Source organism: Trichococcus paludicola (genome assembly GCF_003052295.1).
Taxonomy (GTDB): domain Bacteria; phylum Bacillota; class Bacilli; order Lactobacillales; family Aerococcaceae; genus Trichococcus; species Trichococcus paludicola.
This window is the reverse complement of the sequence record NZ_QBLC01000001.1, coordinates 103,712-123,639: the sequence shown is the minus strand read 5'-3', so window position 1 is coordinate 123,639 and position 19,928 is coordinate 103,712. Positions and strand designations below refer to the sequence as shown.

Annotated in this window: 17 protein-coding genes and 1 riboswitch; of the genes, 2 read left to right on the top strand and 15 right to left on the bottom strand. The window is 49.4% G+C overall.

All coding sequences use genetic code 11. The features are described from left to right. Positions 1–8 precede the first annotated feature (8 nt). From metE to rhaB, 5 genes are all read right to left on the bottom strand, one after another. Positions 9–2,285, bottom strand: coding sequence for a 5-methyltetrahydropteroyltriglutamate--homocysteine S-methyltransferase (gene metE / locus C7R56_RS00535; protein ID WP_107994695.1), 2,277 nt, complete (start codon positions 2,283–2,285; stop codon positions 9–11). Positions 2,286–2,823: 538 nt separating this feature from the next. Beyond that, entirely contained in the window at positions 2,824–3,981 is a 1,158-nt protein-coding gene (locus C7R56_RS00530; protein ID WP_107994694.1) for an iron-containing alcohol dehydrogenase, read from the bottom strand. Positions 3,982–4,006: 25 nt separating this feature from the next. Next, complete coding sequence (rhaD, locus tag C7R56_RS00525; protein WP_234402555.1) at positions 4,007–4,831, bottom strand: rhamnulose-1-phosphate aldolase; 825 nt, start codon at positions 4,829–4,831, stop codon at positions 4,007–4,009. A gap of 10 nt (positions 4,832–4,841) precedes the next feature. Further along, positions 4,842–6,098 carry an L-rhamnose isomerase gene (locus tag C7R56_RS00520; protein ID WP_107994692.1) on the bottom strand — a complete coding sequence of 419 codons (1,257 nt, stop codon included), beginning with the start codon at positions 6,096–6,098 and terminating at the stop codon, positions 4,842–4,844. A 4-nt stretch (positions 6,099–6,102) separates the two neighbouring features. Next, positions 6,103–7,551 (bottom strand): rhamnulokinase, encoded by a 1,449-nt coding sequence (gene rhaB / locus C7R56_RS00515; protein ID WP_107994691.1) that lies wholly within the window; start codon positions 7,549–7,551, stop codon positions 6,103–6,105. A 117-nt stretch (positions 7,552–7,668) separates the two neighbouring features. Between rhaB and C7R56_RS00510 the strand changes: the two genes are divergently transcribed. Next, positions 7,669–8,640: a helix-turn-helix domain-containing protein gene (locus C7R56_RS00510; protein WP_107994690.1), complete on the top strand. Its 972-nt coding sequence runs from the start codon at positions 7,669–7,671 to the stop codon at positions 8,638–8,640. A 241-nt stretch (positions 8,641–8,881) separates the two neighbouring features. Here the strand turns inward: C7R56_RS00510 and galE are convergent, their stop codons facing one another. The 9 genes from galE to C7R56_RS00465 all read right to left on the bottom strand — a co-directional run bounded on the left by galE (position 8,882) and on the right by C7R56_RS00465 (position 18,490). Further along, positions 8,882–9,892: a UDP-glucose 4-epimerase GalE gene (gene galE / locus C7R56_RS00505; protein WP_107994689.1), complete on the bottom strand. Its 1,011-nt coding sequence runs from the start codon at positions 9,890–9,892 to the stop codon at positions 8,882–8,884. A gap of 27 nt (positions 9,893–9,919) precedes the next feature. Beyond that, positions 9,920–11,425, bottom strand: coding sequence for a UDP-glucose--hexose-1-phosphate uridylyltransferase (gene galT / locus C7R56_RS00500; protein WP_107994688.1), 1,506 nt, complete (start codon positions 11,423–11,425; stop codon positions 9,920–9,922). A gap of 12 nt (positions 11,426–11,437) precedes the next feature. Continuing rightward, entirely contained in the window at positions 11,438–12,601 is a 1,164-nt protein-coding gene (locus C7R56_RS00495; RefSeq protein ID WP_107994687.1) for a galactokinase, read from the bottom strand. 448 nt (positions 12,602–13,049) lie between these two features. Continuing rightward, a complete protein-coding gene (locus C7R56_RS00490; protein ID WP_107994686.1) occupies positions 13,050–14,147 on the bottom strand; it encodes a DgaE family pyridoxal phosphate-dependent ammonia lyase in 1,098 nt (365 codons plus the stop codon). A gap of 24 nt (positions 14,148–14,171) precedes the next feature. Next, positions 14,172–14,789 (bottom strand): trimeric intracellular cation channel family protein, encoded by a 618-nt coding sequence (locus C7R56_RS00485; RefSeq protein WP_107994685.1) that lies wholly within the window; start codon positions 14,787–14,789, stop codon positions 14,172–14,174. 146 nt (positions 14,790–14,935) lie between these two features. After that, positions 14,936–16,138 carry an amidohydrolase gene (locus C7R56_RS00480; protein WP_107994684.1) on the bottom strand — a complete coding sequence of 401 codons (1,203 nt, stop codon included), beginning with the start codon at positions 16,136–16,138 and terminating at the stop codon, positions 14,936–14,938. A gap of 251 nt (positions 16,139–16,389) precedes the next feature. Continuing rightward, positions 16,390–17,430 carry an NAD(P)-dependent alcohol dehydrogenase gene (locus tag C7R56_RS00475; protein WP_107994683.1) on the bottom strand — a complete coding sequence of 347 codons (1,041 nt, stop codon included), beginning with the start codon at positions 17,428–17,430 and terminating at the stop codon, positions 16,390–16,392. Positions 17,431–17,812: 382 nt separating this feature from the next. Continuing rightward, positions 17,813–18,175, bottom strand: a complete 363-nt coding sequence (locus tag C7R56_RS00470; protein WP_107994682.1) for a DUF488 domain-containing protein — start codon at positions 18,173–18,175, stop codon at positions 17,813–17,815. 24 nt (positions 18,176–18,199) lie between these two features. Further along, on the bottom strand, positions 18,200–18,490 hold the full coding sequence (locus C7R56_RS00465) for a hypothetical protein (RefSeq protein ID WP_107994681.1): 291 nt from the start codon (positions 18,488–18,490) through the stop codon (positions 18,200–18,202). Between the two features lie 80 nt (positions 18,491–18,570). After that, positions 18,571–18,682: riboswitch (SAM riboswitch) on the bottom strand. 227 nt (positions 18,683–18,909) lie between these two features. Here C7R56_RS00465 and C7R56_RS00460 point away from each other — a divergent pair. Next, on the top strand, positions 18,910–19,146 hold the full coding sequence (locus C7R56_RS00460; protein ID WP_107994680.1) for a hypothetical protein: 237 nt from the start codon (positions 18,910–18,912) through the stop codon (positions 19,144–19,146). A 149-nt stretch (positions 19,147–19,295) separates the two neighbouring features. On the opposite strand, the gene C7R56_RS00455 is transcribed toward C7R56_RS00460, so the two are convergent. Continuing rightward, positions 19,296–19,928, bottom strand: coding sequence for a DUF47 domain-containing protein (locus tag C7R56_RS00455; protein ID WP_107994679.1), 633 nt, complete (start codon positions 19,926–19,928; stop codon positions 19,296–19,298).

Sequence of the window (19,928 nt, the reverse complement as noted above, 5' to 3'; positions counted from 1 at the left end):
CTCTTTTTTTAGACCGAAACTGCGTCTTTGATGATCTTCGCCGCCGCCACAAGATTGGCCAGGCTTTCTTTCGTTTCTTTGATGCCTCTGGTTTTCAGTCCGCAGTCCGGATTGATCCATAGATTTTCTTCGTCTATCTTCGTCAACGCGTTCTTCAATACCGCCACCATCTCTTCGACACTCGGCACGCGCGGGGAGTGGATATCGTATACGCCCGGTCCAACTTCCGTTTCGAATTGGTTCGCCTTCAAGGCATCGATGATGGTCAGTTTGGAACGGGAAGCTTCGAATGAAATGACGTCCGCATCCATGTTGTCGATATCCTGTACAATCTCCTCGAATTCGCTGTAGCACATATGCGTATGCACCTGCGTCTCCGGCCGCACGCCGCTGTGGCAAAGGCGGAATGCTGGGATTGCCCAATCAAGATACTCGCTCGCCCATTCTTCCCTGCGGATCGGCAACTTCTCTTTCAAAGCCGCTTCATCGATCTGGATAATCTTGATGCCCGCTTCCTCCAAATCCAGAACCTCTTCGCGGATTGCCAGACCGATCTGGAAAGCCATCTCCCTCAACGAAATGTCCTCACGCGGAAACGACCAATTCAGGATCGTCACTGGACCCGTCAGCATCCCTTTGACCGGTTTGTCGGAAAGACTCTGCGCATATTCCGAATAGAACACGGTGATCGGGTTTTCGCGTCGGATATCGCCGAAGATGATCGGCGGCTTGACGCATCTTGTTCCGTAGGACTGCACCCAAGCTTTTTCGGTAAATACGTACCCCGCCAGGTTTTCGCCGAAGAACTCAACCATGTCGTTGCGCTCGGATTCGCCGTGGACTAGCACATCCAACCCCAGTTCCTCCTGCAGATCGATGCATTCTTTGATGAAGCCTTTGATGTTTTCATCGTATTCGGCTCTGTCGATGTCGCCTTTACGGTATTTGCTGCGGTTTTGCTTCACTTCCCTCGTCTGCGGGAAGGAACCGATTGTCGTCGTCGGCAACAGCCCCAGTTGCAGCTTCTCCTTTTGGATCGCTCTCCGTTCTTTTCTCGGAACGTTTCTGACAAAATCCCTTTCCGTCAAGCTCGCCACGGATGCTTGAACATGCTTGTCTTCGTACACCCGGTCCGCTGAAAAGACTTGTTGATTTGCAAGATAGGCTTCCTGCCCTTCATATCCGGAAGTGCCGATCAGTTCCGTCAGTTCCTTGATTTCCTGCAGCCTTTCCTTCGCGAAAGCGAAATACTGGGAAACTTCCTCCGGCAAGCTTGTTTCATTTTCCAGCGTGTAGGGAACATGCAGCAACGAACAGGAAGTGCTGATGACGATGTCGTTGCTGTACTCTTCCAGCCCTTTGACCAATTCGACAACCTTTTTGTAGTCGCTCTTCCAGATGTTTTTTCCGTTCAGGACGCCGGCAAACAACGTTTTATTAGCCGGAAAGCCATGTCTTTCCAAAAGTTCCACCGTTTGCTTGCCTTCGATGAAGTCTAGGCCGATGCCATCGAAATCGAGCCCAATCACTTCTTCGTAGCTGTCCCGGATATCCCCGAAGTATGTCTGCAGCAATACTTTTACGTTGCCTTTATGCGCCAACACTTTTTTGTACAGGGAAGCAAACAACGCGACATCTTCATCGGACAAATCGGTGACGAGACTCGGTTCATCGAACTGCACCCACGCCACACCTTGTTCATTGAACCGATCCAATATTGCGATGTAGGCATCTGCCACTTGTTCAGCAAAATCATGTATTGTTTTTGAACCTTTATATTTGGCCAGTTTCAGGAAAGTGAAGCCGCCGATGAGGACCGGTTTCGTCAGCACTCCGATTTCTTTGGCTTCTTCATACTCGGCAAAAGGCTTGTCGCCCGCCACTTTGATTTCGGAATCGTCGAACAGTTCCGGAACCAAGTAATGGTAATTGGTGTTGAACCATTTCTTCATCGCCAACGCTTTGACGTCGCCCGCTTCGCCCTGATAACCGCGCGCAGCCGCAAAATAGGTGTCGCGCTCGTTCAGCCCCAGCTGTTTGTAGCCGTTTGGCAGAGCATTCAACAAGACCGTCAGATCCAACAAGTTGTCGTAATATGAAAAATCATTCGAAGGGATGTGGCTGATGCCGGCTGCTTGCTGCAGATTCCAGTGCATTATCTTAAGACCCTTTGCGACTTTCTCCAACTCTTCTACTGAAATTTCTTTCCTGAAATATTTTTCGGATGCGAATTTCAACTCGCGTCCTTTGCCTACTCTTGGAAAACCGATTAGTGAACTGTTCATTTTGATTTCCTCCATCTCATTTTTTTGGTTCCTGCTATTTCAAGTTCCTTCCCTCGTCATCAGGGAACACTGCGAACAGGATGTCTTACCACTGTCCCGATAGTTGCTAATCAGCTGCTATCAGAAGGTTGCTCCAGTATGCCACGGAAATCGGATATAGGATAACACTTAATAAATATACGCAGTTATAGTTTAATGCTATACGATCAGGTAGGCCAATCCAGGTTGGTCGGAGTTGAGCCAGGTTTTGTCGGCTGTTTCGAGCGTTTCACTTCGCGAAATGTCGAGAGATCCGACTTTTGTCGGCTGTTTCGAGCGCTTCGTGGTACGAACAGCCGAGAGTTCGATTTTCTGTCGACTGTTCGGTATTCCTGGCATCCTCAACAACCGACATCCAGTTCTATAACCGTCTTTTGGCACAGCAAAGAAGAGCCGCCTCAAAAATCGAGATGGCTCTTCTTTGTTTTGGATAACCTTATTTTGGACAAATTCGGATTATCTGAATTTTTTGAAAAAGTTTTTTTGGCTCAGGTGTGGATTATTGGAACAATTGCTTGTACATTGCAATCGTTTCTTCCAGTGTCGGAGTGAACGGATTCCCTGGAGCGCAGGCATCGATCATGGCATTTTTCGACAAGTAGTCGTAATCGAATTCCTCTTCCTTGATGCCCAGCTCATTCAATGATGTTGGAATACCGACAACTTTGGACAAACGTTTGATTTCTTCGACCGTGTAATCCGCGCAAGCTTGATCGGATACGTCAGCTGTCACTGCTAATCCTAATGCTTTCGCTACTTTGCGGAAACGTTCAGGTGCAAATTTAGCATTTTCAGCTTCCACGATCGGCAACAGCATCGCGCAGCAGACGCCGTGCGGCAAGTGGTAGACGGCACCCAATTGGTGAGCCATCGAATGCACATAGCCCAGGCCGGCATTGTTGAAGGCCATTCCGCCCAAGAAGATGGCATTGACCATTTTGTCGCGCGCATCCAAGTCAGTTCCGTTTTCTACAGCTTTCGGCAAGTATTCGCGGATCAATTCGATCGCTCCGGAAGCCAAGACTTCGGTCACAGGGTAAGCGCCAGGCGTTACCATCGATTCGATCGCATGCGTCAAAGCATCCATCCCGGTAGCTGCAGTCAATGATTTTGGCATCGTCAGCATCAATTCAGGATCGTTCACGGAAATTTTCGCCAAGCTGTTTTTGTCGACCATAACCATCTTCACTTTGCGGTCTTCATCAGTGATGACGTAGTTGATCGTGATTTCAGCGGATGTTCCGGCAGTTGTGTTGATCGCCACAACCGGCAAGCCGGCTTTAGCGGATTTGTGCAAACCTTCGTAATCCTGCGGTTTGCCGCCGTTCGTCAGGATGATGCTGATTGCGCTCGCTGCATCCTGCGGAGAACCGCCGCCGAAGGAAATGATGAAGTCGCAGTTTTCAGCCTGGGCCATAGCCACGCCTTCGTTGACGTTTTTGCAAGTCGGGTTCGGATCGACATCCGCATAGACCACATAGTCGATAGCCGCGTTGTCCAATTCTGCCAAGACAACGTCGATCATTTCGCTTTTAGCCAAGAAGTTATCCGTTACGAACAAAGCTTTCTTGTAGCCAAGTTCCTTCACATTGCTGCCTAATTCCTTGATGCAGCCTATTCCGATAAGGTTTGTTGCTGGTACATAAAAAGTTGCCATTTTGCATTATCCCCTTTTGATAAGATTAGATGTTCAAGTAGCCCGCTCTTGGGGTTACAGAGAAACGTTTGCCCAGATTGCTTAATTGCTCATCAGTGATTTCCTGTCTGATGCCGCCTTGAGATTGTACTAGTGTGTAGACGGTCGCTGATTTTTCAGCCGTTTCGACCAAACCGAAGCACTCTTCCAAGTCTTTTCCGGCTGCGTACAAACCGTGGTGCGGCCATACGATCAGAAGGTACTCCTTCATTTTCTCAGCAGTTGCTTCGCCAATTTCGTTCGTTCCAGGCATCAACCAAGGCAGGATGCCCACGCCTTCAGGGAACACGACCAATGACTCAGTACACATTTTCCAAAGGATTCGCGTGAAGCTTCTTTCATCCAACTCGCAAGAGAATGACATCGCCAACAAGTTGGTTGCGTGGCAGTGGTAAACGACACGGTTTTCAGGATCGACCGACAAGCGCGAAATGTGTGACATCAAATGAGCCGGCAATTCGCTTGTAGGAGCCGCTCCATTTTCGTATCCCCATAATAGGTCTACGCTGTTGCCTTCCGCAGTTACTTTCAGGATTCCCAAAACATCAGCCGGGTCATGGATGACGTTTTTGAAGAATTTACCTGTTCCGGTGACCAGGAAATATTTCCCGGCCAAGGCTTTTCCGTCGAAAGCGATCGGAATGTTGCGTTTCACTTCGTTCAGATCCAGATATTCCGTAATTTCCTCTTCTTTCAGCAAGTAGGACAAGTTGCCGCTGTTTCTTTCGTGCCAGCCGAATTTGTACATGACGTCCGTCAACAGCATGACTTCTTTGATGAATGGTGCTTCTAAAATGTTTTTCATTTTGATGGTTTCCCCCTTATTTGCGTTCCGTCAGAATTTTTTGTTCGTAGTTTTTTACTTCAGTCAGCCATTCCGTACCAGCCGGAACATTTTGTTGTTGGCAATAGAATTCCCAGACAGCGCCGAATGGATAAGATTTCATTTCTTCCGTGACAGCTAAACGGGTTGTGAAGTCGCCAGTGCTTTCGGCATCCTTCAATGTTTCGATTGGGCTCAACATACCCAACAACAAGGATTTCAATGTGCTGCGCGCGCCGATGACCATGGCTGCGACACGGTTGATCGTTGCATCGAAGAAGTCCATGCCGATGAATGTTTTGTCCAACAATTCGTTGCGCACCAATGTTTCGCCGATGCGGGTAGTCGCTTCATCCAAGATGACAACGTGATCGGAATCCCAACGAATCGGACGGCTCACGTGCAGCATCAAGCCTTTACCAAACGGCAGGAAGGCCGTGAATTTATCGGAAACATCCTCGGTCGGATGGAAATGTCCAGCGTCGATTGTCCACAGGATATCTCTTGTCAAAGCGTAGGACAGGTAGAAATCATTGGAACCGGTCGTGAAGCTTTCTGCGCCGATGCCGAAGAGTTTGCCTTCGACTGCGTCCAGCATGTGCGCATCATCGAATTTTTCTTCCAAACATTGATCCAACGCATCGCGCAGACGGACACGCGGCGACATTTTATCGATTGGGTTATCTTTGTAGCCATCCGGGATCCAAATGTTGTTCACGCAAGTTTGGTTCAGTTCTTCACCGAAGTAAGCGGCCACTTTGCGGCTACGTTTCACGTGCTCGATCCAGAATGCTTGTGTTTCAGGGTCGCTGCTGGACAAGGTGCCGTCTGTTGATTTCGGATGGGAGAAGCAAGTAGGGTTGAAGTCCAGTCCAAGACCTTTTTCTTTTGCCCATTGCACCCATTTTTCGTAGTGCTTCGGTTCGATTTGATCCAAGTCGATTTTTTCGTCCGTATCCACATAGATGGCATGCAGATTCACTTTGTGGTTGCCTGGGATCAGGCTCAAGGCTTTATCCAAATCAGCACGCAGTTGCGTTGGTGTTGTCGCTTTTCCTGGGTAGTTGCCGCTGACGGAAATCCCGCCGGTCAAGGCTTGATCAGGGAACATGAATCCCAATACATCGTCCCCTTGCCAGCATTGCAATGAAACCTTGATTTGGCTCAGTTTTTCAAGTACTGCATCTGTATCCACACCGATGGCGGCGTATTTTTGTTTTGCTAAAGTGTATGCTTCTTCAATAGGTTTTGTCATCTGTCTATACTCCAATCTTTTCTTCGTATTTTTTTAAGTGCTCCCGATCTGCGATCGGGTTTGGTGGGTATTCTTCAACGTGGATCTGACTTCTCAGCCATGTTCTGGCTTCCGCCAGGTCAGCAAATTCTCCAGCTGCGATCATCTGCACGAGCAGGTTTCCGATTGCGGTGCCTTCGGTAGGTCCGGCAACGACCAACTTCCCGGTGACATCGGCTGTCAGCTGATTCAGGAGTTTGACGTTCGCTCCGCCGCCGACGATGTGCAACACATCAATCGTTTCCTTCGTTAATGCTTCGACTTTCTTCAGTTCATGCGCATAGGCCAAGGCCAGATTGCTGTACACGCACATCACCAATTCACCGGTTGTTTCCGGAATGATTTCGCCCCGTTCGCGGCAGTAGGCTTGGATTTCCTCAATCATGTTTGCCGGATTGAGGAAGCGCGGATCGTTCAGATCGACATACTGCAGGAATGGTTCGACTGCATAAGCCATCTGCGCCATTTCGCCGTAGGAGTGGCGGTAATCCAGGTTGCGCGCGATTTCCTGCACGAACCACATGCCGGTGATGTTCTTCAGGAAACGATAGGTCCCATAAGCGCCCCACTCATTAGTGAAGTTCGCTTCGTAGGCGGGACGGTCATTTATCGGTGCGTCGTTTTCGACACCGATCAATGACCAGGTTCCGCTGCTGAGGTAGGCCCATTTCCCGCCCAGCGCCGGCACGCCGACGATGGCGGATGCCGTATCATGCGTCGCCGCAGCGATCACTTCGATTTTGGGCAAATCATAGCTTTCCGTCAGATCAGCCTTCACATCGCCGATTTTCGTTCCTGGCACAACCAGTTCCGGAAACTTCGCTCTCGGGATGCCGACAAGTTCAAGCAAGTCGTTATCGAACTCGCCGGTTTCGAGATTCAGCATCTGCGAAGAGGACACGTTCGTCACTTCGCCGACCATCTCACCGGTCAACCGGTATGCCAGATAATCCGGTATCATCAGTATTTTGTCCGTCTTGGCCAACAAGTCCTTGTCCTCTTCATACAGTTGATACAAAGTATTGAAGTTCAGGAATTGGATGCCCGTTTTGGCGTAGATCGTCTCTTTTCCGATCACTTTTGCCACTTTTTCCATCGTATCTTTCGTGCGTTCGTCCCGGTAACTGATCGGCAGCTGCAGCAATTGGCCGTCCGTTCCGATCAGGCAGTAGTCGACCGCCCATGTATCGATCCCGAGATGGCATTCCGTCACGCCGAGCGCCTTCAGTTTGGATAACCCAGTCAGAATTTCTTCGAAAATGGTTTCGATATCCCATCTGTCGGATCCGTCGATGCGGCTGAAGCCATTTTTGAAACGGTGCACTTCCTGCAACGCCAATTGTTTATTATCTATTTCCGCCAGCATGATCCGCCCGCTGGAGGCGCCGATATCTATCATCACATAGTACTTCATATACTTGTTTCACACCTCCACCTTGTAATTGTTTACATTACTATTAAACAACTTCTGGATTTATGCTACAATGTCACTGAATGAGTTGTGAGTACCAAATATACAGGAGGTGTCCAAATGGATCTGATAGCGCTGTTATCGCGGGAGTCTGTCATCGAAAAGGAACAGAAAAAGCGACATAAATTCGTGCCCGATCTGCCGGAACTGGAGGGGGAGGCGACCCGGGCTCCAAAGATCAAGGAGCATCTGTTTTTCGAAAACAAGGATATCTACATGAGCAAACACAACCGTTACGCCGCCTATCCGGAGCACTCGCACCAATTCCTGGAGCTTAACTACATCGTGAAGGGGGAATGTAGCCAAATCATCAACGGCGTCCCTTACTTGTTGAAGGAAGGCGACATCCTGCTGATGGACACCGGCAGCGAGCATTCCATCGAGGCGCTCGGCAAGGACGATCTGCTTTTGAACATCCTTTTCAACAACAAGAGCATCTCGATCAACTGGCTGATGAACATGAACCACAACGACAGCATCCTCTACAAAATCCTGCTGACGAACAATCCGCTGGACACGAACGCCGCCAATTTCATCCTGTTCCGCAACGACCAGAACGAGCACATCAAACAGATCATCAACAACATGGCCGACGAATATTTCTTCCCGAAAGTCTTTTCCGGAAAGATCATCAGCAGCTACCTGCCTATCCTGCTCTATGAATTGGCGCGCTCGCTTCCGCACGAGTACAGCGAAACGTTCAGCAAAAAGGACCCCTTTTACGAGGTCCTCCAGCTGATTGATTCCGAGTTCACGACGCTGACCTTGGATGCTGCCTCCAAACGGCTGAACTTCAATAAGAATTACTTGAGTAACATGATCAAAAAGCGCAGCGGCCAGACGTTCACGGAACTGCTGAACGAGAAGCGGCTGCTGAAGGCCAACCTGCTCATCGAATCAACCGAAATCCCGATCCAGACGATCCTGACCGAAGTCGGATTTTCTAACAAGACTTATTTCTATACGTGCTATAAAAACAGATTCCACTGTTTGCCATCGGAAGTGCGAAAAAACGGAGCTGTCTCGAAATGATTGCCGGTTGTCAGATACTTCGCGGTTATCGGACAAGCTCCAGAGCTAACTCTTGCCGGTTGTCCGATTCTTCGCGAATATCGGACAAGCTCAAGTGCTTACGCTCACAGGTTGTCCGATTCCTCCCGGTTATCGGACAACCTGCAGGCACTCATACCCTCTATTACCCAACTAACTGAAAAAGTGAAGGACAGCCCCATTATTCTGGGGCTGTCCTTCACTTTTTCATACTAACAATTTTTCATTCGTAGCCGTTGGGATTGTTGTTTTGCCAATTCCAGGAATCGCGGCACATGTCAGCTAATGTCTTCTGGGCTGTCCAGCCCAGTTCTTCCTTCGCTTTTGTCGCATCCGAGTAACAGGTCCCGACGTCGCCGGGACGTCTGTCGACAATCACATAAGGAATTTCGACGCCATTGGCTTCCTCGAAGTTATGCACCAAGTCCAATACGCTGTAGCCGATGCCGGTACCGAGATTGTAGATGCCGACGCCGGTAGTTTCCTTGATTTTATCCAAAGCCTTGATGTGACCCAACGCCAAGTCGACGACGTGGATGTAGTCGCGTACGCCTGTGCCATCAGGAGTGTCGTAATCGTCCCCGAAGATGCTCAAGCGCGGCAATTTGCCGACCGCCACTTGCGTGATGTACGGCATCAGGTTGTTCGGGATGCCGGTTGGGTCTTCGCCGATCAAGCCGGACTCATGCGCACCGATCGGATTGAAGTAACGCAGCAAAGCGATGCTCCACTCGGAATCGGCGAACGCCACATCCTGGAGGATCTGTTCAATCATGACTTTCGTGTAGCCGTAAGGATTCGTTGCACTCGTAGGCAGGTCCTCCGTCAGCGGCGACACGTTGTTCATGCCGTATACCGTAGCCGAAGAGCTGAAGACAATCTTCTTCACGCCGTGGCTGCGCATTACGTCGCACAATACCAACGAACTTGTGATGTTGTTGTGGTAGTATTCGATCGGTTTCGCTACAGATTCGCCTACCGCTTTGTAGCCTGCAAAATGGATGACCGAGTCGATGTTTTCTTTTGCGAATACTGCGTCCAAGGCTTCACGGTTCAATACGTCCACTTCATAGAAAGTCGGCTTCTTGCCCGTGATCGTTTTGATTCGGTTCAACACTTCCGGTTTGCTGTTCGAATAGTTGTCGACGATGACCACTTCTTGGCCGGCTTTTAATAATTCCACTACGGTATGGCTGCCGATGTAGCCGGCGCCTCCAGTCACTAATACTGACATATGATCCCTCCACTTTCATTCCAAAAATCAATGCAATTGTTCGACGAAACGACGGAATGCCGCCTGGCCTTCATCGGTGCGTTTGAACACACCGGCGTCCTCCAGCACCCGCAAAAAGGCTTCACCTACCGCTTCCTGCACCACTTCCTTCGCCTCCGCGCCGGTACGGTCCTTTTTGTCCACCAAGGCTGTGACCCATTCCTTATGGTAAGGAGCGATTTCCACTGTTTCTCCGTTGAGGTAATTTTCGATTTCGATCAACTCATCCTTCAAACGTGGCGGCAGAATCGCCAGCCCCATCACTTCGATCAAGCCGATGTTCTCTTTCTTGATGTTCTGCACGTCCGGATGCGGATGGAATATGCCGTCCGGGAATTCCGGAGAAGTCCGGTTGTTCCGCAGAACCAAATCCAGTTCGAACAATCCGTCCTTCATACGTGCAATCGGCGTGATCGTGTTATGCGGAATGCCGTCGGTGGCAGCCAGGATGTCGGCCGCTTCATCCGAATAGCCTCGCCATGCGTCCAGTATAAATGTTGCCGCCTCAGCCAATTCAAGCGCATCCTTACCGGCCAGTCGAACGACGGACATCGGCCACTTGACGATGCCTGCTTGAATCGAGGCGAATTGGGCCATTTCAAATGGCAGTTCGATCGGCGCTTCCGCCATCGCGAAGTTGTGCCGACCGCCCTGGTAATGATCATGCGACAGGATTGATCCGCCGACGATCGGCAGGTCCGCGTTCGACCCGACGAAATAGTGCGGGAATTGCGTGATGATCCCAAGCAACTTCTCGAAAGTCTGCTTGTCCAATTTCATCGGCTTGTGCTCCTCGGCCAAAAAGATGCAGTGCTCCTCATAATAGGCATAAGGCGAATACTGCAGTCCCCACTTCTCGCCGTTCAATGGCATCCGGACGATGCGGTGGTTGGCGCGCGCCGGATGGTCGATGCGCCCGGCATAGCCTTCATTTTCCATGCAGAGTTGGCAAGCTGGATAAGCGGAAGCAGGCACGTTTTTCGCCAAAGCGATCTGCTTCGGATCCTTCTCCGGTTTGGATAGGTTGATTGTGATCTCCAGTTCGCCGTAATCGGTACGGTGCTGAAACGCGATATTTTTGGCGATGCTGCGGGTCTTGATGTAATCGTTGTTCTGGCTGAGCTCGTAGAAATAATCAGTTGCCGCTTCCGGATTTTCTGCATAGATTTCCCAGAAATGCTTGTTGATGACGGAAGGCATCGGCGTGATCAAGGACATGATCTGCGCCTCCAGCGTTTCCCTTGCATATTGGTAGTCCGCGATTTTCCCGTTTGCGACCGCCCAATCCACCAAGTAATCCAGCAGATTCAGTCGATCCGGCAAAGCTTGCGACGGCACCAATTGCGTATCCAAGTCTTCCTTTCCGATCATGGCCAACAGCAGATTCCGCAGCGCGATGCTGTCCATCGCGTCCGTTTCCCCGTTTACGATGCCCGTTTCCACAAAATCGACAATAACTTGGTCGATCGCATACACTGTCTCATTTATCGTCATGCCAACCGCTCCTTATAACCGTTTTGCGCCATCGCTGATTTCGGCGATGTAGAATTCTGCCGGGTAACCGATCGCTGCTTCATAGGTTTTTCCGACGTTTTCGATGAAGGCCGGAATCGCCTCTTTTTCAACGATGGCAATCGCGCAGCCGCCGAAGCCTGCTCCGGTCATACGCGCTCCCAACACACCCGGTTGATCCCATGCGGCTTGAACCAATGTGTCCAATTCAATCCCGGTCACTTCATAGTCGTCCCGCAAAGAAATATGCGACTGGTTCATCAACTGGCCGAATGCCTCCAATTCACCAGCCTGCAAGGCCGCTTTTGCTTTCAAGGTGCGTTGGTTTTCAGTGACGGCATGACGCGCACGGCGGTACAAGACGTCACTCTCCAGAACCTCTTTTGATTTTTCGAACGTTTCTTCATCGAGTTCGCCCAAGCTGCCGATCGATACGACCGTTTGCAATTTCGCCAACGCTTCTTCGCATTCGCTGCGGCGTTCGTTGTACTTGGAGTCGACCAATTCACGGCGTTTTTTCGTATTCATGATTACGATTGCGTGATTGCCCAATTCGACAGGTACCAATTCATATTCAAGTGTGTTGCAGTCCAACAAAATCGCTTTGTTTTCCTCGCCCATGCCGACAGCGAATTGATCCATGATGCCGCTGTTCACGCCGATGAATTCGTTCTCCACGCGCTTGCCGGTTTTGATGAGATCCAATCGATCCACATTCAGGTCGAAGAGATTATCCAAAACGACACCCATCAACAGTTCGAGGGATGCCGATGATGACAGACCCGAACCGTTCGGGATATTTCCGAAGATGACCATATCCAAGCCTTCCGGGATGGCATGACCGGCTTCCTTCAGATAGCGCAGCATGCCTTTCGGGTAGTTGGCCCAGCTGTCCGCTTTTTTGTGATCAAGATCGGCCAGTTCGAAGCTGATGACGCCGGCTTCCGGGAAGTTTTCCGAATAGAGTCGAACTTGCTTCAGATCGTTTTTTGCCGTAATAGCGTAAGTTCCCAGTGTGATGGCGCAAGGGAAGACGTTCCCGCCGTTGTAATCCGTGTGCTCTCCGATCAGATTGATCCGTCCCGGTGCGAAAAATGCTTTGTAATCCCCTTTGCCGAATAGTTCCTCAAATTTTTGCTTCAACCCTGTCAATTCCATCTTCATCCGCTCCTTTTTTTGATAAATGTTTACTTGTTATTTTTACTAAATATTAACTAAATGAATTATAACCCCACACCACAGATGTGTCAAGCGGTTTTGTAGCGCTTTCATTACGAAAAAGGGTTGTATCAAACCAGAAAATGCCAATCTGGTTTGATACAACCCTTTTCGATTGAAAATGAATTTAAACTGTACGCTTCTCCTATGTGTGCCCTCCTCATCGGAGTTGACAATCAGCACCGGGCAGCAGTCCTTCCGCCGGAGAAAAACAGCTGAAAAGACAAGACCTCCGACGAACGCGGCCTCGTCGGAGAACAGCCTCCGATTCTGAAACCAGCTCCGGCGAGCATTCGCTCATCGGAGGTGAGATCTCCGGCGCAGAGCGCTTCTCCGATGAATGCTTGTCTCATCGGAGTTGACGATCACCTCCGGGCAGCAGTCCATCCTAAGCGCCTAAAATTTCTTGTAATCGCTGAACAATTTTCGCCATTTCTGCTTGATTGACGGCACGAATATCGAATTCAATGATGCCGTTATTGGCTTGGTATTCACGTGTATAAATCGCTGGACTTTGCGTTTTTAGTTGTCTTATGACTTCTTTTGCGCTGATTATGCCAGCCACTTTGACGGTAGCCCGATAAATTTCTCTGCCGGCACTGTCTTGCACAATAATGGCTTGCAGATCTGGTATTTGATTGAGGCCTTCAACAAATGGGCCTAGACGCGCCTTCATCGACCCGCCGCTTTCGCTGCCGTTAGCCAAATAATCTTCCACGGCTTGAGCCAGCCCTAAAATATTGTCTTTGCCGATCTTCATGGAGCGACCAATTCCCTTGCCTTGGAGTCGCACCCATTCGATCGCTCTTTTTTTCCCGACGATAAAGCCAGCACTTGGCCCTTCAATCGCTTTGGCTCCTGAATAAATCACTAAATCTGCCCCTGCTGCGTAATAACCGAATAAATCTTCTTCCGCCGCGGCATCGACAATCACCGGCAAATCGTATTTTCCAGCGACGGTAGCCATTTCTTCCACTGTCAGCATACTCTTTTGTACGGTGTGGTGACTTTTGATGTAAAGCAGGGCAGCCGTTTCCTTGGTGATCATCATTTCCACGTGCTCTGGGGTACACATATTTGCATATCCAGCTTCAACGACTTTGCCTCCTCCTTGCTCAACCATGACTTCAACGGGCGTACCATAGTCCACATTATGGCCTTTCGGTAAAATAATTTCTCGTTGGGTAATTTTCTCCGTATAAGGATGGTAAACATGAAATAAGTTGCCTTTGCCGATTACGCCCGCCACGGATTGGGCGATGCCTGCTGAAGCTGAAGACACAACTTGAGCATCTTCGGCTTTGAGTAGATTGGCTAAATAAGCGCCCACTTTCAACGACAAATCTTCCATCTCAAAAAAATGTTCTCCCCCATATTGTTGGGCAGCCAAAACAGACGGGGATACTTTGGACACTCCCAGGATTGTCATTCTACCGGAAGCGTTGATTACTTCCTTTAATCCAAATTTTTCGTAACTGATTGTCATAACCATTTCCTCCGATGTATCGAACTATTCAAGGGTGACTTTCCCCACCTTCAGCAGGTGAACGTCCTTCTCCATGCAATAGAGCCTGATCAAAGTCGTTGCTAAAAAGCAGCTGTACAACGCCATTTGGCTTCCGGCCAAGCGGAACACGATAATGTACAGGATGGCTCCCAGAATGGAAGCCAAAGCGTACACCTCTTTGCGGAATATATAAGGAATCTCCCGGGCGAACACATCACGGATGAGTCCTCCACCGGTTCCGGTCAGAACAGCCAACGTAACAACAACGTACCACTGATGGAATCCCATTCGCACCGCCACTTCCGCTCCGATGGCGGTGAATGCCCCGAGCCCGATTGCATCAAAGAACTGGAGCTTCTTCGCCAACTTGTTGATGTGCGTATAGAAAAGGATGACGAAGCCAGCGGAAAGCAGGCTGATAAGTGCATAGAGCGGGTTTTCCAACGATGCCGGCAACGGACGATCAATCAGCAGATCCCTGACGATCCCTCCGCCCACCGAAGTCGTGATCGCAAATATCCCGATGCCGTAATAATCAAGATCCTTCTCGATTGCAGTCAAGGCCCCTGACATCGCAAAGGCAATCGTGCCGATAATTTCCACAATTGAAATAAATTCCACTGTATTGTTCCCCCCTGATGATAGTTTTCTGAAAGATTGCGTTTCGAAAAGAGTATAACGCAAAAGAATGCAAAATCGCCATAATCTTTGCATTCTTTTCATACTATTTTTTGGTCAGTTTGCACAAACCTATTCCGTAACGCCCTCTATTCCTCACTGTTCCCTTTCAGATACTCAATCACCACTGTCCCCATCGTTTCGGCCGCAATCAGCATGCTGTCCTCTTTGATCCGGAATTTCGGATGATGATGCGGATAAGCCTCGCCCTCTTCCGGAGCCGCCCCTACATAAAGGAAGACGCTCGGACGTTCCTTCGCATAATAAGCGAAATCTTCTGAAGGCGGCTGCGCCTCGCAGCGTTCCACGGCCTCTACTCCAGGCAATTTTGTAGCCTGCAGAGCTTCAGCTGCGAATGACGTCATTTCCGGATCATTGTACAGCACCGGATAGTCGTTTTCGTAGTCCAGTTCATAGGTCACATCGAACATGGCTGAGATGCCGTCCAGCTTCGCGCGGATTTCCTTTTCGATCAGCGTGCGTGTCACTTCGGACATCGAGCGCACATCGCCCTCCAGAACGACCGAATCTTTGATGACGTTGAACGAGCCTTTGCCGTCAAAACTGCCGATCGTGATCGATCCGACATCGAATGGATTCAAACGGCGGCTGACGATGGATTGCACAGCCACAACAAAATAGCTGGCCGCCACGATGGCATCGTTGGCATTATGCGGCGATGACCCGTGCCCTCCGACGCCTTGGATCTTCACGCGGAAATTGGCGCGGCCGGTCTGAACGTTGCCTTCACGGTAGAACACTTTTCCACTGTCCATCTGCGACATCACATGGATGCCGAATACCGTGTCGACGCCTTCCAAAGCGCCGTCCTTGATCATGCCGATCGCTCCGCCCGGCGGAACTTCCTCGGCGGGCTGATGCAGCACAACTATCTTTCCTTCGAGTTGTTCCTTCATTTCTATTAATGTTTCGGCAAGGATCAGCATGTAAGCTGTATGCGCGTCATGTCCGCAGGCGTGCATGACGCCCGGTGTTTTTGAGGCATACGGCAAGCCTGTTTCCTCTTGGATCGGCAACGCATCGAAGTCCGCTCGGATGGCGACTGTTTTTCCCGGTTTGCCGCTGTCGATGGACACGACGATTCCCAGTCCGCCGACATGGGTGCGGATGTCGCACTCTTTTCCTGCATAGAAGGCTTCGATATAATCGGCCGTGTTTTCCTCCTGGAAAGACAATTCCGGATGGGCATGCAAGTAGCGATAAATTTCGATCATGCGCCCTTGCTTCTCGGCTAACTTGCTGAATAATTGCTTTTTGGTCGCTTCATTCATTTTGATTGCTCCCTTATCCTTATTGTTTTTCCTGTTCCAAATCCGTCTGCATCTCGTCTTCCTGCCCTAGCTTGTGCAGGTTTCTGCCGGAACGACAGTCCTTTCTTCCATTATCCGCCACATGTCCGTTCTGCACAACAATCATTTTCCGACAAATCTTTGAACGGAGCGGTTCCGGTTACGCAACAAAAAAAGCCCCCGAAACAAAATATCGCCCGGGGTAGCTTATCTGTTTATTAAATTGATAATTCTCAGATTGTGCTGGTGTCGATCACGAAACGGTATCTGACATCAGAAGCCAGTACGCGTTCATAGGCCTCATCGATCTGGTCAGCAGAAATGACTTCGATATTCGGAACGATGCCGTGTTTTGCACAGAAACCCAGCATTTCCTGCGTTTCGCGGATGCCGCCGATCATGGAACCAGCGAAGGAACGACGGTGCCCGATCAAGGACATCACATTCACTGACAACGGTTCACCAGGAGCTCCGACATTCACCAACGTGCCATCGAGCTTCAACAACCCCAGATAGGCATCCAGATTGATCACGGCACTCACCGTATTGATGATCAGGTCAAATGTGCCGGCCAAATCCTTGAATGTTTCCGGATCCTTGGTGGCGTAATAATGCTGCGCCCCAAATTCCAGACCGTCTTCTTTTTTGCTCAGTGTTTGCGACAGGACAGTCACTTCGGCCCCCATCGCATGCGCGATTTTGACGCCCATATGCCCCAATCCACCCAGTCCGATCACAGCGACTTTCTTACCGGGGCCTGCCTGCCAGCGGTTCAAAGGCGAGTAGGTGGTGATGCCGGCACACAACAGCGGTGCTGCGGCATCCAGTCCAATATTGTCCGGAATCCGCACAACGAAATCTTCGGTCACGACGATATGCGTCGAGTAGCCGCCCTGTGTCGGTTCGCCGTATTTATCGACTCCAGCGTAGGTCGGAACATTGCCTTTGAGGCAGTACTGCTCCTCGCCACGCAAACAATTTTCGCATTCTCCGCAGGAATCGACCATGCAGCCGACACCGACGCGATCCCCGATTTGATGCTTCGTCACACCAGATCCGACCGCTGTGACCAATCCCGCAATTTCATGCCCAGGCACGAGCGGATAGTGCACATGTCCCCATTCGCCATGGGCTGTATGGATATCCGAATGGCAGATACCCGCAAACTTGATTTCGATCAGAACGTCTTGTTCATCCAATTCCCGTCTCTTTATTTCAGCAAATCGGAACGGTTTGTCCGGACCGTCGACCGCTCTTGCTCTCGCTAGTACCATCTATTTTTCCTCCATTATGCTTCTGTATTCAAAAGCGGCGTTCTCGCTCTTGTAGAAAAAGCATACACCTTGAAGTTAAGGTTAAGTCAAGCGATAACCGATTGTAAGCTCGAACTACTTCGCGAGCGCATTAGGCAATCATCTGGAAGATTGCTGCCTTGTGCGGATCAATTTCCCATTTTTATCCCCATACTTTTGTTGATCCGGAACTTTCCGAAAAGGAACTGCAAATCAAATTGATTTTCAAAGGTGACGATGATTATTACCGCGTGATCTTGCAACAAAAATAATCACAGAAATGAAAAGACGCCCATTTAAGAGCGTCTTTTTTGATATTCGGCTGAGATAGGGATCATCCAATTCCCTAAATGCAAACAAGCGCCTATTTCCGCTGCTTCTCCAAAAAATCCCGCAGCACAACGACGTGGTTGATCTCCGGATCCCGCGCGGCATAGACCAATGTGACGTCGGTCGTTTCCAACTGTTTCAGGATTTTCATTACGGTTGCCGATGTCTGCGGATTCATCACTAACTCCTCCTCATACCTTTCCTTGAAGGCGGTGAATTTATCGGGATCGTGATCGAACCATTTGCGCAAATCCGGCGAAGGCGCGCTGTCCTTCAGCCATGCATCCAGCTGTGCGGCCTCCTTCTTGATTCCTCGCGGCCACAGCCGGTCGACTAGGATCCGGAAACCGTCTGCTTCTGCGGGAGATTCATAGATGCGCTTCATCTTTAGTTCCATGTCCATTCTCCTCCTATTGCTTCTTTAAAACTGGGCCACCAGTTCCATCATCTTATCCACTTGTGCCCGCTCCAGATTAAGGTGTTGCTGCAACTTGGCGATTTCTTCCTCAAGCCGATGCACTTCCGCTACTTTGGCCAGCAGTTCCGTTTGATAGTTCTCCTTACCCATCTCAAGCGCTCTCGCAACGGCAGCTTTTTGCTGCTTGTACTGATGATAAAGCATGGCCTCTGCTTGGCTTTTCGGGCCGCCTGCCACTTCCATTCTTTCGTAGCTTCTTCCGTAGTGTTCGAATTGTTCTTTTGTCATTGTCATGATTTTTCCCTCCAAATTGTTTTTTTCGAAAACAAAAAACCCTTCTTATAACAAGAAGAGTCGGGAATGTCGCTTTGCTCTTCTTATCTCTCAGATTGCTCTGCAGGATTTAGCACCGTGCCACCGCATTCATGCGTGGGTCGGTTGCTGAGATGTCATCGGGCCAGTCCCTCGATCTCTCTTGATATAGAAGTTATTTAATTTTCAAATATATTATGTCATACACTTGCGCAAAATTCAACTAATTATCCATTCATTTATTTGTTTTTCCAACTACATCTGTTCTACACAATTGCTTAGTATACTTAAGAAGGATCAAGCGATCCCGCGTTGCTGATTATTTCTTTTGTCCGATCAACAACACGGAAACAGTCTCGTAAAACGTAGCCAGTTTATATATAGGAAGGAAGAACTTACCCATGAAGAAAAAATATTTGATGATTGGCCTGATTTCTTTTACTGCATTGACCACCTTTGCTGTCGCAACTCCGGTAGAAGCAGCGATGATGGATACAGTGACCTATGAAAATCATGGCCAGTATGTACGTAGCCATGCCACTCATCTCCGTCATCACGCAGAAGACGACCACCATATGAACGGCGTCAGTATGCATGCCAGAGACAGAGATGAAAATCTTAGTTGTCTCGCTGAATAATTGACTCTAGCCTATACTAAATGATTTCGTTCATCCGGCAACGAATCTTAGTTGATGGACAGTTTTTAACAACTTATTATTGCCAAAAAATCCCCACAAGTCAGAAAAATTCTGACTTGTGGGGATTTTTTTGTTTTACAGCTCCCAGCCTACGCATATTTCAATGCGATCTCTTCCACGAATTTGGTCACGTCCTTGAAGGCGTCACAGCAATCCTCCAGCGATTTATAGATTTTGCTCAGGATGACGATGCTGACGGCGTCCACGTCGCTCCGATAGAGATCACGCATCGTTTGGATGTAAAGCAGATCGCCTTCCTTCTCACAGGCATTGATCCGATCGATGACTGTGTGGATCTCTTTTTGCGATTTCTTGTAGGTTTTCAAAAGCCGCACCGCTGTATGCAATTCCTCGGCTGATTTTTCCACCAGATCCAGGAATTGGTTGATTTCCGGGGTAATGTGTTGCGGTTGATAGATCTCCATGTGGATCATGACATCCTCAATCATGTCGATGGCATGGTCCAGACTGGTGACCAGTGCAATCACATCCTGCCGATCGAAAGGCGGCAACAGATCATTGTACATATAGCGCATCAGCTTGTATTTCTCCAGATCGGCATTGTGTTCGATCTCATGCATCTCATCTAATTTTTGGCTGAGATCAGCGACCGGATACTCCGCCAACACCTGCTTCAAGAACTTCGCCGATTGGACACCCCATTCGGCAAGCTTGATGAATTCATCGAAATAATCCAACTTTTCCGTCTTCTTTTTGAACAT

Excerpts from the sequence above, each read along its gene's own strand:
- C7R56_RS00530 (WP_107994694.1), bottom strand. The coding sequence starts at position 3,981 with ATGGCAACTTTTTATGTACCAGCAACAAACCTTATCGGAATAGGCTGC.
- C7R56_RS00470 (WP_107994682.1), bottom strand. The coding sequence starts at position 18,175 with ATGGAACTAAAGATGAAGCGCATCTATGAATCTCCCGCAGAAGCAGAC.
- C7R56_RS00460 (WP_107994680.1), top strand. The coding sequence starts at position 18,910 with ATGAAGAAAAAATATTTGATGATTGGCCTGATTTCTTTTACTGCATTG.
- rhaB (WP_107994691.1), bottom strand. The coding sequence starts at position 7,551 with ATGAAGTACTATGTGATGATAGATATCGGCGCCTCCAGCGGGCGGATC.
- C7R56_RS00480 (WP_107994684.1), bottom strand. The coding sequence starts at position 16,138 with ATGAATGAAGCGACCAAAAAGCAATTATTCAGCAAGTTAGCCGAGAAG.
- galT (WP_107994688.1), bottom strand. The coding sequence starts at position 11,425 with ATGACGATAAATGAGACAGTGTATGCGATCGACCAAGTTATTGTCGAT.
- metE (WP_107994695.1), bottom strand. The coding sequence starts at position 2,285 with ATGAACAGTTCACTAATCGGTTTTCCAAGAGTAGGCAAAGGACGCGAG.
- C7R56_RS00465 (WP_107994681.1), bottom strand. The coding sequence starts at position 18,490 with ATGACAATGACAAAAGAACAATTCGAACACTACGGAAGAAGCTACGAA.
- C7R56_RS00520 (WP_107994692.1), bottom strand. The coding sequence starts at position 6,098 with ATGACAAAACCTATTGAAGAAGCATACACTTTAGCAAAACAAAAATAC.
- galE (WP_107994689.1), bottom strand. The coding sequence starts at position 9,892 with ATGTCAGTATTAGTGACTGGAGGCGCCGGCTACATCGGCAGCCATACC.
- C7R56_RS00475 (WP_107994683.1), bottom strand. The coding sequence starts at position 17,430 with ATGGTACTAGCGAGAGCAAGAGCGGTCGACGGTCCGGACAAACCGTTC.
- C7R56_RS00490 (WP_107994686.1), bottom strand. The coding sequence starts at position 14,147 with ATGACAATCAGTTACGAAAAATTTGGATTAAAGGAAGTAATCAACGCT.
- C7R56_RS00510 (WP_107994690.1), top strand. The coding sequence starts at position 7,669 with ATGGATCTGATAGCGCTGTTATCGCGGGAGTCTGTCATCGAAAAGGAA.
- C7R56_RS00455 (WP_107994679.1), bottom strand. The coding sequence starts at position 19,928 with ATGTTCAAAAAGAAGACGGAAAAGTTGGATTATTTCGATGAATTCATC.
- C7R56_RS00495 (WP_107994687.1), bottom strand. The coding sequence starts at position 12,601 with ATGGAATTGACAGGGTTGAAGCAAAAATTTGAGGAACTATTCGGCAAA.